The 14,874-nt window shown below is 70.5% G+C and carries 11 protein-coding genes; 3 read left to right on the forward strand and 8 right to left on the reverse strand.

Annotated features, from left to right (window positions below; all coding sequences use genetic code 11):
* Position 1: 1 nt before the first annotated feature.
* The 7 genes from AC1DMS_RS30135 to AC1DMS_RS30165 form a co-directional block, all read right to left on the reverse strand.
* Positions 2-607, reverse strand: coding sequence for a cytochrome c oxidase subunit 3 (locus AC1DMS_RS30135; RefSeq protein ID WP_012745849.1), 606 nt, complete (start codon positions 605-607; stop codon positions 2-4).
* Entirely contained in the window at positions 604-2,592 is a 1,989-nt protein-coding gene (gene ctaD, locus AC1DMS_RS30140; RefSeq protein WP_436287238.1) for a cytochrome c oxidase subunit I, read from the reverse strand. Before ctaD ends, AC1DMS_RS30135 begins: the two co-directional genes overlap by 4 nt.
* Complete coding sequence (gene coxB / locus AC1DMS_RS30145; RefSeq protein ID WP_436287239.1) at positions 2,592-3,563, reverse strand: cytochrome c oxidase subunit II; 972 nt, start codon at positions 3,561-3,563, stop codon at positions 2,592-2,594. Before coxB ends, ctaD begins: the two co-directional genes overlap by 1 nt.
* Positions 3,560-4,129: a c-type cytochrome gene (locus AC1DMS_RS30150; protein ID WP_436287240.1), complete on the reverse strand. Its 570-nt coding sequence runs from the start codon at positions 4,127-4,129 to the stop codon at positions 3,560-3,562. Before AC1DMS_RS30150 ends, coxB begins: the two co-directional genes overlap by 4 nt.
* Positions 4,126-4,974, reverse strand: coding sequence for a substrate-binding domain-containing protein (locus AC1DMS_RS30155; RefSeq protein ID WP_436287241.1), 849 nt, complete (start codon positions 4,972-4,974; stop codon positions 4,126-4,128). Before AC1DMS_RS30155 ends, AC1DMS_RS30150 begins: the two co-directional genes overlap by 4 nt.
* Positions 4,952-6,775 carry a methanol/ethanol family PQQ-dependent dehydrogenase gene (locus AC1DMS_RS30160; RefSeq protein ID WP_278878008.1) on the reverse strand — a complete coding sequence of 608 codons (1,824 nt, stop codon included), beginning with the start codon at positions 6,773-6,775 and terminating at the stop codon, positions 4,952-4,954. Before AC1DMS_RS30160 ends, AC1DMS_RS30155 begins: the two co-directional genes overlap by 23 nt.
* Before the next feature lie 104 nt (positions 6,776-6,879).
* Positions 6,880-7,833 carry a cytochrome c oxidase assembly protein gene (locus AC1DMS_RS30165; RefSeq protein WP_478182087.1) on the reverse strand — a complete coding sequence of 318 codons (954 nt, stop codon included), beginning with the start codon at positions 7,831-7,833 and terminating at the stop codon, positions 6,880-6,882.
* A gap of 187 nt (positions 7,834-8,020) precedes the next feature.
* On the opposite strand from AC1DMS_RS30165, the gene AC1DMS_RS30170 reads away from it, so the two are divergent.
* The 3 genes from AC1DMS_RS30170 (at position 8,021) to AC1DMS_RS30180 (ending at position 13,603) form a co-directional block, all read left to right on the forward strand.
* Positions 8,021-9,100, forward strand: a complete 1,080-nt coding sequence (locus AC1DMS_RS30170; protein WP_028254060.1) for a glycosyltransferase family 4 protein — start codon at positions 8,021-8,023, stop codon at positions 9,098-9,100.
* 2 nt (positions 9,101-9,102) lie between these two features.
* Positions 9,103-11,253 (forward strand): amylo-alpha-1,6-glucosidase, encoded by a 2,151-nt coding sequence (locus AC1DMS_RS30175; RefSeq protein WP_478182085.1) that lies wholly within the window; start codon positions 9,103-9,105, stop codon positions 11,251-11,253.
* A gap of 205 nt (positions 11,254-11,458) precedes the next feature.
* Positions 11,459-13,603: a LamG-like jellyroll fold domain-containing protein gene (locus AC1DMS_RS30180; RefSeq protein WP_436287243.1), complete on the forward strand. Its 2,145-nt coding sequence runs from the start codon at positions 11,459-11,461 to the stop codon at positions 13,601-13,603.
* 17 nt (positions 13,604-13,620) lie between these two features.
* Here AC1DMS_RS30180 and AC1DMS_RS30185 read toward each other — a convergent pair whose 3' ends face one another.
* Complete coding sequence (locus AC1DMS_RS30185) at positions 13,621-14,727, reverse strand: SMP-30/gluconolactonase/LRE family protein (RefSeq protein ID WP_436287244.1); 1,107 nt, start codon at positions 14,725-14,727, stop codon at positions 13,621-13,623.
* Between the last annotated feature and the right edge of the window lie 147 nt (positions 14,728-14,874).

Genomic DNA, 14,874 nt, shown 5'->3' on the forward strand with positions numbered 1-14,874 from the left:
TTCAATGAAGGCGCGGCACGCCATAGATCACCGCGTAGATCGGCAGCCAGGAGAACACGACGAAGTACCAGTACAGCGCGTTCTCGCTCACGTCGACGAAGCGCTGGCCTTCCATCGGGCCGGTGAACAGCAGCACGTCCAGCACGGCCGTGTCGTAGGTGTCGGTGAGCAGGTGCACCGTGTGCAGCCCGAGCAGCGTCCACACGACCGAGCCGTAGGCGTTGTGGTCCCAGCGCGTGTGCAGCGCCGCAAACTCGAAGCCCCGCAGCACCAGGAAGGCCAGCGCGAACAGCAGGCACACCAGCAGCCAGCCGCGCGTGCGCACCAGGTCGCGGGCTTCGGCCGCGCGCTTGGCCTTCTGGTTCGGCCAGATGCTTGCGAGCAGGATCAGCGTGTTGGCCGACCCCCACAGCAGGTCGGGCGGCGGTGCGCCGAGGGGCCAGCTGTCCGCCTGGCTGCGCAGGTACAGGTAGGCGCCGATGGCGATTGCGAAGATCGTGCCCTCGATCGCGATCAGGCCGAAGGTGCCCCACCACATCAGGCTGCGGTGGCCGAAGGCATAGCTCGGCAGGGCCGAGACGTCGAGCTCGCGCCGTGGCGCCGTCATGGCCCCTGCTCCAGGCGAAGGTGCACCGCGGTTTCCGCGCGCCGGGGCCAGAACCAGGCCGTGAGCGCGATCGCGATCGGGATGCCGCCCCACACCACGGCCCACGGCGTGAAGATGGAGCCGATGAACAGCACCGTGACGGCCAGTGCGCTGACCAGCGGCCAGATGGTCGGGTCGGGGAAGTTGACGCGCAGGTCGGGCCGCGCATCGAGCACGGTGGTGGCGAGCAGCTCGCGCGTATGGGCCGCGAGACCGCCCACGTGCGTGAAGGGCGGTGGCCTGCCGTCGGCCGCGGCGCGCGGCGGCTCCCAGAGCGGATCGCGGCCGTGCACCACCGGAATCGCGTGGAAGTTGCATGGCGGCGGCGGCGACTCGGTGGCCCATTCGAGCGTACCGGCGCCCCAGGGGTTGGGGCCCGCGGGCGCGCCGCGGCGCAGGCTGCGCAGCGCGTTCACCACGAACAGCAGCGCCGACAGCGCGATGATCCAGGAACCGAGGGTCGCGACCAGGTTCAGCGTGTCCCAGCCCAGGCCCGCCTGGTAGGTGTAGACCCGGCGCGGCATGCCCCGGAGGCCGAGCAGGTGCATCGGGAAGAAGGTCACGTTGAAGCCGACGAAGAAGAGCCAGAAGTTCCAGCGCCCGAGGCGCTCGCTCATGAGCCGGCCGGTGATCTTGGGATACCAGTAGTAGAAGGCGCCGAACAGCGGGAACACCGCGCCGCCGATCAGCACGTAATGCAGGTGCGCCACCACGAAGTAGCTGTCGTGCACCTGCAGGTCCAGCGGCACCGAGGCCAGCATGATGCCGGTCAGGCCGCCCAGCACGAGGATGAAGAAGAAACCGAGCGCGAAGAGCAGCGGCGTCTTGAAGTCGAGCCGGCCGCTGCACAGCGTGGCGATCCAGCAGAAGATCTGCACGGCCGAGGGAACGGCGATCAGCATGCTCGCCGCGGTGAAGAAGCTCTTGCCGAGCTCCGGCAGGTTGACCGCGAACATGTGGTGCACCCACAGCCCGAAGGCCAGGAAGGCGGTGGCGATCAGCGCCAGCACCATGGCGGTGTAGCCGAAGATCGGCCGCCGCGCGAAGGTCGGGATGATGGCCGAGAGAAAGCCCAGGCCGGGCAGGAAGATCAGGTAGACCTCGGGGTGGCCGAAGAACCAGAACAGGTGCTGCCAGAGCACCGCGTCGCCGCCCTCGGCCGGGTTGTAGAAGTGCGTGCCGACCAGCCGGTCCGTGATCAGCGTGGTGCTCGCCAGCATCACCGCAGGCATCGCGAACAGCACCATGAAGGCCGTCACCAGCATGGCCCAGGCGAACAGCGGAATGCGGTTGAGCGCCATGCCCGGCGCGCGCAGCTTGAACACGGTGGTGATCACCACGATGGCCTCCAGCAGCGCCGACAGCTCGGTGAAGGTGATCATCTGGGCCCAGAAGTCGGTGCGCTTGCCGGGCGAATAGTCGGGCCCCGCGAGCGGCACGTACGAGAACCAGCCCACGTCGGGCGCGGCGCCCAGCGCGAACACCGCGTAGAGCATCAGCCCGCCGAACAGGAAGATCCAGTAGGCGAAGGCGTTCAGGCGCGGAAAGGCGACGCTGCGCGTGCCCAGCATCAGGGGCAGCAGGTACACGGCCACGGCCTGCATCACCGGCACGGCGAAGAGGAACATCATGGTCGAGCCGTGCATCGTGAACAGCTGGTTGTAGAGGTCGGGCCCGACCAGCCGCGCGCCGGGCCGCGCGAGCTGCAGCCGCATCACGAACGCGAGCAGCCCGCCCGCCACGAAGAAGCAGAAGGTGGTGACGATGAAGCGGCGCGCGATCGCCTTGTGGTTGACGGCGGCCAGCCAGCCGAGCAGCCCGGGCGGATCGCGCCAGGTGGCGTCCAGCGCGGCGGCTTCGGGCGAGCCGGGGCCGGGGCCGTCCTTCAGGTGCGGCGGGGCGGGGGTGCGGCCGGGTTGCTGCTGCATGGCGCGTTCGTCGTTCATCAGCGCAGGGTCTGCAGGTAGCCGACCAGCGCGTCCATGTCTTCGGACGAGAGCCGGGTGGCGGGCATGTAGGTGCCGGGCTTGACCTGCTGCGGATCGGCGATCCAGCGCCGCAGGTCTTCCGGCGTGTTGGCCAGGCTGCCCGCGGCCAGCGTGCTGCGGCTTGCCAGGTGCGTGAGGTTCGGCCCGCGCACGGCCTGCGCCGAGGTGCCGTCGATGGCGTGGCACATCGCGCAGCTCGAACGCATGAAAATTTCGCGGCCGCGCAGCAGCTGGCCTTCTGCGGGTTCGCCGGCCGTGCGGCGCTGCGCCGCGGCCCAGGCCGCATAGCGCTCGGGCGGCTCGGCCAGCACGAAGAAGGCCATCAGCGCATGCTGCGAGCCGCAGAACTCGGCGCACTGGCCGCGGTAGATGCCGTCGCGGTCGGCGCGGAAATTCAGGGTGGCGGTGCGGCCCGGGATCAGGTCCTTCTTGCCCGCGAGGCTCGGCACCCAGAAGCTGTGGATCACGTCGTCGGCCTTGAGCGTGACGATCACGGGCCGGCCGGTCGGCACATGGATCTCGTTGGCGGTCATGAAGCTGTCGGCCACCTGCGGCTCCACGTAGCGCACCTCCCACCACCACTGGTGGGCCGTCACCTCGAGCCGCAGCGCGCCGTCGGTGGACAGCCGCGCGAGCGCGCGGTCGGTGAAGATGCTGGCCGCGATGAGCGCGAGCAGCAGCAGCGTGGAGGCCGCCACGGCCGCGATCACGCTGCGCCGGCGGCCGGGCTCGGGCCGGCCCAGGGACGACAGGTCCGGCGCGCTTTCCGCACCCGCGCGCTGCGCGCGCAGCAGCGCGACGAGCAGCGCCGCCAGCACGGCTGCGAAGACCACCGTGCACACCGCCAGCGTCAGCGTCCACAGCGCATGCACATGGCCCGCCTGCGGGCCGAAAGGGGCGAGCACGTCGTGCAGTGCGTCCATCATCATTTCGCTCCCGGGCGCGCGGGTTCGCGGTCGCGCGCGGCTTCCGGTTCGTTGGCCTGCAGGGCATCGGCGCGGCCGGGGGCCGTGTCCTTGTGCAGTTGGCCGCTCATCGAGCGCACATAGGCGGTGAGCTGCCACACCTGGTCCTCGCTCAGGTGCCCGCCGAACGAAGGCATGCCGTTGGGCCGCCCCTGCATGATGGTGCTGAAGACCTGCGCCGGCTCGCTGCCGTAGCGCCACTGGTCGTCGATGAGCGCGGGCCCCATGCCGCCGCCGCCCTGCGCGTGGCAGCCGGCGCAGTTGTACCAGCGGTACAGGCGCTTGCCCTGCGCCACGTTGTAGGCGTTGTCTTCGTAGCCTTCGCCGTTGCCCACCGGCAGGCGCACCGGATCGCTGCGCGCCTCGGCCGGCTGCAGCGCGCTGGTCCTCGGTGCTTCGGGGCGCGGCGCCGCGCGGTTGTCGGGCGGCGTCTCGAAGCGGCGCATCTCGCGCTCGCAGGCGCACAGCGCCAGGCTCGATGCGAGCGCGAGCACCGCGGTGCCGGCCATCCGCAGCGGCGGCGTTCTCATGGCGGCTCCCCGTTCGAGACGGGAAGGCGCGGCACCGCATAGGCATCGAGGATGCGGCCGATGTCGGCGCCGCGCCGCAGCAGGAAATCGTCGAGCCGCGCCTTCATCGCGCGATCGTCCTTGCGCACGCCCATCGCAATCGAGAAGCTGAAAGGCAGGTCCGGATCGCCGGGCGCCGCGGCCGGCGTGAGCCGCAGCGCCGGTGTGGCGCGGGCCGCGAAGTAGCCCGCCTGCGGCCCCCAGACCACGGCCGCATCGAGCTCGCCCTGCGCCACCGCCTCCACCATGCGCTGCGCGGGCGGCCCGTCGCCGGACACGGTGAAGCCGACCACGTTGCGCACCGCGTCGTGCCGCGCCAGCACATGGCCCGGCGGCGTCGCGGCCAGGTCGTTGCCCACCAGCTGCACGCCGATGCGCAGCGCGGGCAGGCGGGCATCGTCGAAGGAGCGCAGCGCATCGGCCATCTCGGCCCGCGCCCCGGGCTGCACGAACACATAGCTCGAGCGGTAGTAGGGCCTCGTGGCCAGCACGCGCTCGTCGCCCGCGGGCACGCCGATGATCACGTCGCAGGCATGGGCGCCGAGCGTCTTGCGCACGAAGCCGCGCCGGTCGGGCAGCCATGCGTACTGCAGCGGCAGACCCAGGTCGTCGGCCAGCAGGCGTGCGATGCGGTTCTCGAAGCCGCTCTGATCCTCGCGCGAGTAGGGCAGGTTGTCGGGCTCCGCGCAGACGCGCAATGCGGCGGCTGGCTCCTGCGCGCCGGCACGGGGCAGCGCACCCGCCAGCGCGAGCAGGAGGGCAGCGCAGGCGGCGCGCGCGAAGTCAGTCCGGCAGCTTGAAGGCATACAGCTTGCCGCCCTTGCGCGTGGCCGCGGGCAGGTCCCTCATGGCGTTGGCGAAACCCAGCGCAGCGGTGCCGTCGCGCGCGTCCAGGTCGCCCGAAACCACCGCGCCCGCCCAGCCGCCGACGCCCGACAGCACGGCCACGTACTGCCTGCCGTCGGGTCCGCGGTAGGACACCGGCTGGCCGATGATCCCGGAGTCGGTCCGGTACTGCCACAGCAGTGCGCCCGTATGTGCATCGAGGGCCTTGAACCAGCCGTCCATCGTGCCGTAGAAGACCACGTCGCCCGCGGTCGCGAGCGCGCCGCTCCAGACCGGGAAATTCTCTTCCTTCGTCCACGCGGCCTTGCCGGCGGCCGGGTCCCATGCGGTGAAGCGGCCGCGCTGGCCGCCGGGCCCCGCGTACATGCGCGCATCGGTGCCCACATACGGCGTGCCCGCGATGTAGCTGACCTGGGAGGACTGGCTGTCCTGGCACAGGTTCTGGTGCGGGATGTAGACCAGCCGCGTGCGCGGCGAGTACGCCGAAGGCTGCCAGTCCTTGCCGCCGGGCGAGGCCGGGCAGATCCCGCGGATGGTCTTGCCGACCTTCGGCTCCCTGGCCGGGTCCTGGCGCAGGCGGCCGGTCTGCAGGTCCACGCCCAGGGAGGTCGTCACCTTCACGAAGGGCCGGGCCGACAGCACCTCGCCGCTCGCGCGGTCGAGCAGGTAGACGTGGCCGTTGCGGTCGGGGTGGACCAGCACCTTGCGCGGCTTGCCGCCCACTTCGGCGTCGACCAGGATGTTCTCGTTCACGCCGTCGTAGTCGTGCAGGTCGTGCGGGCTGAACTGGTAGAACCAGACCGCCTCGCCGGTGTCCGGGCGGCGCGCGAAGATCCCGGCGGTCCAGCGGTTGTCGCCCGGCCGCTGCTCGGGATTCCATGGCCCCGGGTTCCCGGTGCCGTAGTAGACGAGGTCGAGCTCGGGGTCGTAGGAGATCCAGCCCCATGCGTTGCCGCCGCCGATCTTCCAGGCCTCGGGCGGCCAGGAACTCACGCCCAGGTCCTTGCCGCGGTCCTGCGCATAGAAGGGCTTGAACTGCGGGCCGATCAGCACGTCGCTGTCCGGCCCCGTGCTCCATGCGCGCCACACGGTCTTGCCGGTGGCGGCGTCGAGAGCGGCAAGCCAGCCGCGCACGCCGAACTCGCCGCCGCTGTTGCCCACCAGCACCTTGTTCCTGACCACCAGCGGCGCCATCGTCATGGTCTCGCCGCTGCGGATGTCGCCGAGCTTCGCGCGCCAGAGCTCGGCGCCGCTTGCCGCGTCGACCGCGAGGGTCTGGTTGTCCAGCGTGTTGAAGAAGATGCGGCCGTCCGCATAGGCGGCGCCGCGGTTGACCTGGTCGCAGCAGGCCACGCCCTGTGAGCCGGCCTCGGGCCTGGGCTCGAACTTCCACTTGAGCGGCGCGCCGGGCTTGGCGAGGTCGAGCGCGAAGAGCGTGTTGGGGTAGGGGCCCACGATGTACATCGTGCCGCCCACCACCAGCGGCGCGGCCTCGTGCCCGCGCACCACGCCGGTGGAAAAGGTGAAGGCCGGCTGCAGCTTCGCGGCGTTGGCGCTCGTGATCTCGGCCAGCGGGCTGAAGCGCGTGCCCGCATGGTCGCGCGCGGCCATGGTCCATTCGCCGTCACCGCCGCCGTGCGGCATGCCGTCGGCCGGCGCGGGCTGCGCGAGCGCGAGCGAGGCCGGCAAGAGGCTGCTCAGCAGCAGCAGGCCGGCCCATCCGGCGCGGCGCTTCTTCTTGGTGTGTTTCTGGCTTCGCATCGACCGTGAGTCCGGCATGAGGGCCTCAGCAAATTAGCAAGGCAAGGACCGCCAGTTGTAGGGCGGCAAGCCGACTTCGCCGTCGGCAACGGCTGATGCACTGGCTACCTCGGCGGCATGGCGCCCGGTGCCGTGCGCGCGGGGCCGCCCTGCAGCAGCCGCGCCGCCGCGACCAGCGCCACCACCAGGTAGGCCAGGCCGGCCGGCACCCACATGATGAGTCCGCCCAGGCGCTGGTCCTCGAGCAGGTCGAAGCCCAGCGCGGGCGTGGCGGTGCCGTAGGCCGGATACCAGGGCACGGTCGAGAAGGTCAGCAGCGCGCCGAGGGCGCCGGTGTGCACCATGGTCGTGAAGAGATACAGCATCGAGCCGCCGTGCCCGGCGCGCGAAGCGCCGGCGAGCGGCGGCCACCAGAACAGCAGCGCCGTCGCAAGAAAGCTCGCATGCTGCAGGCTGTGCACGGCCTGGCTGCGCAGCGCCGCCTCGAAGAACAGCGGCAGGTGCCAGGCCCAGAGCGCGAGGCCGTGCAGGGCCCAGGCGACCGGCGCACAGGTCAGCACTTCCCAGGCGGCGGCCAGCGCGGGCTGCCGCACCAGGCGCGTGGTTCGCATGCGCCACGGCGCCGGCAGTGCCCAGGTCCAGACCGCCAACGGCCGGCCGATCACCAGCAGCGGCGCGGCCAGGATCATGAGCACCTCGTGCTGCACCATGTGCGCGGAAAACAGATAGCCCCCGAGCGCATCGAGCGGCGAGACCAGCGCCAGCACCAGCGCGAGCCAGCCCGCGCCGAACGAAGCCGCGCGCCGCATGCCGACCCCGCGGCCCGCGCCGGCCTTGCGCCACAGGCGCAGCAGGCCGGCCAGGTAGAGCAGCAGGCTCGCGCCCAGGCAGGCCAGCACCCAGGGCTCCAGGCTCCAGCCGAGGGCCGGCACGGCGGTTGCCGGCTCGGGCGCGTGCGCGCTGGCCAGCGGCGCCGCCAGCAGCAGCAACAGCAGCAATGCAGCACGGGCGCGGCATGCGCGCCGTGTGGAAGGCCGGGAGCCGGCCGGCGGCGTCATGGCTTGCATGGCCTCAGTCTGAGCCAACTGCGCCAAGGCTGCTTGCTCGACGCGGGACACGAGGGGTAAAAAAAGGGGCTTGAAACCGGTCGGGCCAACCCTCAGATGTGCGCCGGAGGCTGTGCCGCCTCCATTCTTCGCCTTGTTCCTTGTTCATTCATTCCCTTTCGAGGAGATTGTCTTGACGATGAAGATCGCGCAGATCGCGCCCCTGTACGAAGCCGTTCCGCCGCGGCTCTATGGCGGCACCGAACGGGTCGTTGCCCACCTGGCCAATGCGCTGGTGGACCAGGGCCACGAGGTCACGCTGTTCGCCTCCGCGGACACGCAGACCCGGGCCCGCCTGGCGCCCATGCGGGCCCAGGCCCTGCGGCTGGACCCGGCGCCGCTGAAGTCCGACCTGGCCAGCCACCTCTGCATGCTCCACGAAGTGCGACGACGAGCGCACGAGTTCGACGTGCTGCATTTCCACGTCGACCTGCTGCACTTTCCCTTCTTCGAGGACATGGCCGGCCGCACCCTCACCACGCTGCACGGGCGCCTGGACATCGCGGACCTGCCCGGCGCGTACATGCGCTGGAACCAGTTTCCGCTGGTCTCCATCTCGCGCCACCAGCGCAAGCCGCTGCCCTTTGCCAACTGGCTCGCGACCATTCCGCATGGACTCGAAGAGACGCCCTACGCCTTCGAGCCGAACCCCGGCGGCTACCTGGCCTTCCTTGGCCGCATCTCGCCCGAGAAGCGGCCCGACCGCGCCATCGAGATCGCCAGGCGCGCGGGGCTGCCGCTGAAGATCGCGGCCAAGGTCGACGCGGCGGACGCGACCTACTTCGCGCAGAAGATCCGGCCGCTGCTGGACGATCCGCTGGTCGAGTTCATCGGCGAGATCGGCGACGCCGACAAGGCCGCGTTCCTGGGCGGCGCGCGCGCGCTGCTGTTCCCGATCGACTGGCCCGAGCCCTTCGGCCTGGTGATGATCGAGGCCATGGCCTGCGGCACGCCGGTGATCGGCTGGCGCTGCGGCTCGGTGCCCGAGGTGATCGAGCATGGCGTGAGCGGGCTCATCGTCGAGGACGAGGCGCAGGCCGTCGAGGCGGTGCACGCCATCGGCGCGCTCGACCGCCGCCGCGTGCGGCAGGCCTTCGAGCGGCGCTACTCGGCCCAGGCCATGGCCAGCGCCTATGTCGAGCAGTACGCGCGCCTGGCCGGCGGCGGCGCGCTCCTGCCGCAGGAGCCGCACGAGCCCCTCTACCGCGAGGCCGCCTGAACATGAACATGAGCACCGAAGTACCTGCCACCGAGCAGGCCGAGCCAGCGCCCGAGCGCGCGGTGCAGCATGCCTTCGTGCTCAAGGAGGGCGACACCTACTTCGTGATGGACGGCCACGGCGACGTGGGCGGCGGCGTGGACGGGCTCTTCCACGACGACACGCGCATGCTGTCGACCTTCGTGCTCCGGCTGGGCGGCGCGCGGCCACCGCTTTTGTCCAGCGGCGTGAGCCACGACAACGTCTTCTTCATTGCGAACCTCACCAACCGTCCGCTGCCGGTGCTCGGATCGACGTCGATGCCGCAGGGCGTGATCCATCTGGAGCGCAAGCGCTTTCTCTGGGGTGCGCGGCTGTTCGAGCGCATCCGGCTGGTCAACTACGGCGACCAGCCCGCGCAGGCGCCGCTCACGTTGCAGTTCGGCGCCGACTTCCGCGACATGTTCGAGGTGCGCGGCCAGCGGCGCGCGCGGCGCGGCGAGATCGGCCCGCCCGAGGTCGGTGCGCAGGGCGTGGTGCTGCGCTACCAGGGACTGGACACCGTCACGCGGCTGGCCTGCATCGATTTTTCCGAGGCGCCGCAGCGCCTGGACGCGGGCACCGCCGCATTCGCCGTGCCGCTGGCCGCGCGCGGCCACTGGACGCTCTACCTGGAGGTGGGCACGGCACCCGCGCGGCCCGGCGCCCAGCGCTTCCGCGAGGCCAGCGTGCTCGCGCGCTGGCGCATGCGCCAGCGGCAACGGCGCGGCTCGCGGCTGCACGCCTCGGGGCGCCTGTTCCAGGCCTGGCTCGACCGCTCGCGCGCCGACCTCGCGCTGCTCACCACCGACCTGCCCACCGGCCCCTATCCCTATGCGGGCATCCCGTGGTTCTCGACGCCGTTCGGGCGCGACGCCATCGTCACGGCCTTCCAGACGCTGTGGATCGACCCGAGGCTGGCGCAGGGCGTGCTCGAATTCCTGGCGGCGCGGCAGGCGCACCAGACCTCGAGCTTCCGCGATGCGGAGCCCGGAAAGATCATGCACGAGACCCGCAAGGGCGAGATGGCCGCCGTCGACGAACTGCCCTTCGGCCAGTACTACGGCGGCGTCGACACCACGCCGCTGTTCGTGGCGCTGGCCGGCGCCTATGCACGGCGCACCGGCGACCGCGCCACCATCGACCGCATCTGGCCCGCGCTCGGCGCGGCCTGCGAATGGATGGAGCGGAACATGGCGCGCCACCCCGACGGCCTGCTCGCCTACCAGCGCGGCGAAGCCAGCGGCCTGGTCAACCAGGGCTGGAAGGACAGCCACGATTCCATCTTCCACGCCGACGGCCGCACGCCCGAGGGGCCGATCGCGCTGGTGGAGGTCCAGGGCTATGCCTATGCGGCCTTCCTTGCGATGTCGGCCATGGCCGAGTGGCGCGGCGACGCCGGCGCGAGCCGCTGGCGCCAGCGTGCGGCGGCCATGCGCCTCTCGGTCGAGAGCCGGTTCTGGCTCGACGACCTGGGCTTCTATGCGCTGGCCATCGACGGTGCCAACCAGCCTTGCCGCGTGCGCGCTTCCAATGCGGGCCACCTGCTGTTCGCCGGCCTGCCGAGCGCGGAGCGGGCCCAGGCCGTGGGCCGCCAGCTGCTGTCGTCGGCCTTCGCATCGGGCTGGGGCGTCCGCACCCTGCCGGCGGAGGCGGTGCGCTTCAATCCGATGTCCTATCACAACGGATCGGTGTGGCCGCACGACGCGGCCCTGTGCGCGGCCGGCCTCGCGCGCTACGGCGAGCGCGAGGGCGTGGTGCGCATCCTGGACAACCTGTTCGAGTCGGCCACGCACTTCGGCATGCGGCTGCCGGAACTGTTCTGCGGCTTCGACCGCGAGCCGGGCCAGTCGCCCGTGGCCTATCCGGTGGCATGCCTGCCGCAGGCCTGGGCCGCGGGCTCGGTGTTCATGCTGCTGCAGGCCTGCCTGGGCCTGCAGGTGGACGGCATCCGGCGCGAGGTGAAGATCGTGCAGCCGCGGCTGCCGGCCGACATCGACCAGCTGCACGTGCAGCGGCTGCAGGTGGGCCACGCGCGGGTGGACCTGCATTTCCAGCGGCTCGAGGAGCGCATCGTCGTGGTCGCGCAAACGGCGCCCGGCACGCCCGGCGTCCAGGTCAACCTGCAGCTCTAGCGCGGCGGCCCGCGGCGGGCTGGCATGACATTTCTGAGCGCATCGGCGCCGCGGGTTGACACTGAATGTCATCCGCGGCGCGGCCTGCCGCACCTTCGCGGTGCCGCCCGTGTCCTGCGCTGCGATTCGGTGAATAGGAAAGAATGCATCCGCCGATTGGGCATGCATGTTGCGGTAACGAGGTTTAACAAAACTCGATCCCGACATGCATCAGTCACAAAGCGAAAACAACGACAGCCATCCCCTGGACCGCCGCGCATTCTGCGTGGGCGCCGTGAGCCTCGCGGCCCTCGGCACCGCCGCGTGCGGAGGAGGGGGAGGTGGTGGCGGCGGCGTGGCGGGCGGCTTCGGCGCGCTGGGCGGCGGTGCGCCGCAGGCGGATGCATCGGCACCGGCGGCGGCCCCGCCCGCCGCGCCCGATGCACCCGCGGCGCCCGACGCGGCGCCCCCCGCACCGCAGGCGCGCAAGTTCGTGCACCCCGGCCTGCTGCACACCGAGGCCGACTTCGAGCGCATGCGCCAGAAGGTCGCGGCCAATGCGCAGCCCTGGGTCGCCGGCTGGAACGCGCTCACGTCCAATGGCCGTTCGCAGCTCGGCGCCAAGCCGCGGCCGCTGGCCACGGTGATTCGGGGGGACGTCCCGGGCCAGAACTTCGCGCAGTTCTACATCGACGTCGCGCGCGCCTACCAGCTCGCGCTGCGCTGGAAGGTTTCTCAGGACACGCGCTATGCCGACCTTGCCGTGGTCTTCCTGAACGAGTGGTCCTCCACGCTGAAAGAGGTCACGGGCAATGCCGACCGCTTCCTTGCGGCAGGCATCTACGGCCAGCAGTTCGCGAATGCGGCCGAGATCATGCGCTCCTATCCGGGATGGGCGGCCAGCGATTTCGCGCGCTTCCAGAACATGATGCTCACGGTGTTCTATCCGCTCAACCACGACTTCCTCGACAGGCACAACGGTGCGGTGATCACCAACTACTGGGCCAACTGGGACCAGTGCGCAATGGGCTCGATCCTGGCCATCGGCGTGCTGTGCGACCGGCCAGACCTCTACGACGAGGCGATCAGCTACTACAAGGCGGGCCAGGGCAATGGCGCCGGCCTGCAGGCGGTCTACCACGTGCATCCCGGCTACCTCGGCCAGTGGCAGGAGAGCGGCCGCGACCAAGGGCACTGCACGCTGGGCATCGGCCTGGCGGGCGCCTTCTGCGAGATGGCGTGGAACCAGGGCGACGACATCTACGGCTACGAGAACAACCGCTTCCTTGCCGGCGCCGAGTACGTGGCCAAGTCCAATCTGCAGGACGGCGCCGGCAACTTCTACACCGTGCCCTTTCTCACCAGCACCAACCGGCAGGGAACGAAGACCGTGCTGGGGGACGGCCTCGGCCACCGGCGCGGCATCTGGGAAAGCGTCTACAACCACTATGCGAACCGGCTGGGCATCGCCACGCCCTACACCGCGCTGCAGGCCGAGCAGATGCGGCCCGAGCTGGACGGCAGCAACGGCGACCAGCTCGGCTTCGGCACGCTCACCTACACGCGCGATCCGATCGCGACGCCGCTGCGGCCGAGCGGGCTCACCGCGCGCGTGCATGGACCGCAGGTCGAGCTCTCATGGTGGGGCTGCACCGGCGCGCTGAGCTATTCGGTCAAGCGCGCCACCATGGCGGGCGGCCCCTATGCCACGGTGGCCACGGGCATCAGCGATACGCTGACTTTCACCGACAGCACCGTCGCGCCCGGCGTGGTGTACCACTACGCGGTGGTGGCGCTGACCGCGGCCGGAGAAAGCAAGCCCTCCGACGAGGCCCGCGCCGCCATCAAGGCCGAGCTGCTGTTGCAGCGCGACTTCAGCGAGACGCAGGCGGCCGCCGACTATGCCGAGCTCCCCGTGGGCGTGGTCAAGGACGTGGCCGACTTCACCGTCGCATGCCGCGTGTTCCTGGACGAGATCTCGACCTGGGCGCGCGTCTTCGACTTCGGCTCCGGCGAGCGCCGCTACATGATGCTCACGCCGCGCAGCGACACCGGCAAGGTGCGCTACGCCATCTCGCCGGTCCACGGCTACAACATGCAGATGATCGAAGGCGCGTCGCCGCTGCCGACCGGCCGCTGGGTGCATGTGGCGGTGACCCTGTCCGGCACGCTCGGCACGCTGTACATCGACGGCGCGGTGGCCGGCAGCAATGCGCAGATGAGCTTCGCACCCTGCGAGCTCGGCGAGACCACGCGGAACCTGCTCGGGCGTTCGCAGTATCCCAACGACCCGCCGCTGCGCGGTCGCCTCGGCGATTTCCGCATCTACCAGGGCGCGCTGGGCGCCGCGGAGATTGCGGCGCTGGTCTAGGGCCGAACGCTGGAGCGCTACACCGCGCCGTGCGCCTCCACGTAGAGCGCATAGAGCGAATGGCTGCTCGCCATGTAGAGGCGGTTGCGCTTGGGCCCGCCGAACTCCAGGTTGGCGCAGCGCTCGGGAAGGCGGATGAAGCCGATCGGCTTGCCGTCGCGGTTGAAGACCTTCACGCCGTCCATCTCTTCGGATTTCCCGAGCGGCAGGTGGGCCTTCAGGCCGCCGCCCACGTCGGTGGGCTCGGGCGCGAACGCGCCGTTGAAGCCCCATCCGCACCAGAGGTTGCCGTCGCGGTCGACACGGAATCCGTCGAGCGCGCCGGGGCCGTCCGCATCGATGAGCTTGGTCTTGTTCGACACGCTGGCGCCATCGGCGGCAACGTCGTAGCTCCAGATGCTGCGGTTGGGCGTGCCCTTCCACTCGACCACGTAGAGCTTCTTCTCGTCCGGCGAGAACGCGAGCCCGTTCGGGTTCACCAGGTCTGTGATGACGGCGCTGAGCTTGCCATCGCTCGCGATGCGGTAGACATTAGTGGTGGCCTGCTCCGGCGTGGCCTTCGATCCTTCCCACTCGCCGTTGATGCCGAAGGTCGGGTCGGTGAACCACACGCTGTCGTCCGACTTCACGACCACGTCGTTGGGCGCGTTGAGCTTCTTGCCCTCGTAGCTGTCGGCCAGCACGGTGATGCGGCCGTTCTTCTCGGTGCGCACCACGCGGCGCGTGACCGAATGCTCGCAGGTGACGAGGCGGCCCTGGCGGTCGCGCGTGTTGCCGTTGGCATAGTTGGCGTTCTGCTTGTGCACCGTGAACTTGCCGGTCTTCTCGTCGTACTTCATGAGCCGGTTGTTCGGAATGTCGCTGCACAGCAGGTAGCCGCCCTCCGGAAAGTACACCGGCCCCTCGGCCCAGCGCATGCCGGTGCCCAGCTGCTCGACGGTGCTGCTGTAGATGCGGTACTTGGCAAAGCTCGGGTCCAGGATCAGCACCGAAGGGTCCGGGTAGCGCTGGTGGGGCTTGAAGTCGAAGGACTGCGCATTGGCCAGCCCGGCGAAGGCGGCCAGTCCGGAGCCCGCGGCATTCTTCAGGAAGCGGCGGCGAGGCTCGAGGGCTTTGTTCTGCATCTGTAGATCTCCTTTGTCGTCGTTGCGGAAAACCGGCGGACGCCGATCTTACGTACCCGCCGCGCGCGGCCGGGCCCTTCGCAGCGGCGAAGTGCGACATGGCTTACTTGTGGTCCCCGAGACTGCCGACACGGCCCGCCCGCCGCC

The organism is Variovorax sp. 05T418 (genome assembly GCF_056396385.1).

Coding starts and splice junctions, on each gene's coding strand:
- AC1DMS_RS30155 (WP_436287241.1), bottom strand. CDS start 4,974: ATGCCTTCAAGCTGCCGGACTGACTTCGCGCGCGCCGCCTGCGCTGCC.
- AC1DMS_RS30185 (WP_436287244.1), bottom strand. CDS start 14,727: ATGCAGAACAAAGCCCTCGAGCCTCGCCGCCGCTTCCTGAAGAATGCC.
- AC1DMS_RS30160 (WP_278878008.1), bottom strand. CDS start 6,775: ATGCGAAGCCAGAAACACACCAAGAAGAAGCGCCGCGCCGGATGGGCC.
- AC1DMS_RS30170 (WP_028254060.1), top strand. CDS start 8,021: ATGAAGATCGCGCAGATCGCGCCCCTGTACGAAGCCGTTCCGCCGCGG.
- ctaD (WP_436287238.1), bottom strand. CDS start 2,592: ATGAACGACGAACGCGCCATGCAGCAGCAACCCGGCCGCACCCCCGCC.
- AC1DMS_RS30135 (WP_012745849.1), bottom strand. CDS start 607: ATGACGGCGCCACGGCGCGAGCTCGACGTCTCGGCCCTGCCGAGCTAT.
- AC1DMS_RS30180 (WP_436287243.1), top strand. CDS start 11,459: ATGCATCAGTCACAAAGCGAAAACAACGACAGCCATCCCCTGGACCGC.
- AC1DMS_RS30150 (WP_436287240.1), bottom strand. CDS start 4,129: ATGAGAACGCCGCCGCTGCGGATGGCCGGCACCGCGGTGCTCGCGCTC.
- AC1DMS_RS30175 (WP_478182085.1), top strand. CDS start 9,103: ATGAACATGAGCACCGAAGTACCTGCCACCGAGCAGGCCGAGCCAGCG.
- AC1DMS_RS30165 (WP_478182087.1), bottom strand. CDS start 7,833: ATGACGCCGCCGGCCGGCTCCCGGCCTTCCACACGGCGCGCATGCCGC.
- coxB (WP_436287239.1), bottom strand. CDS start 3,563: ATGATGATGGACGCACTGCACGACGTGCTCGCCCCTTTCGGCCCGCAG.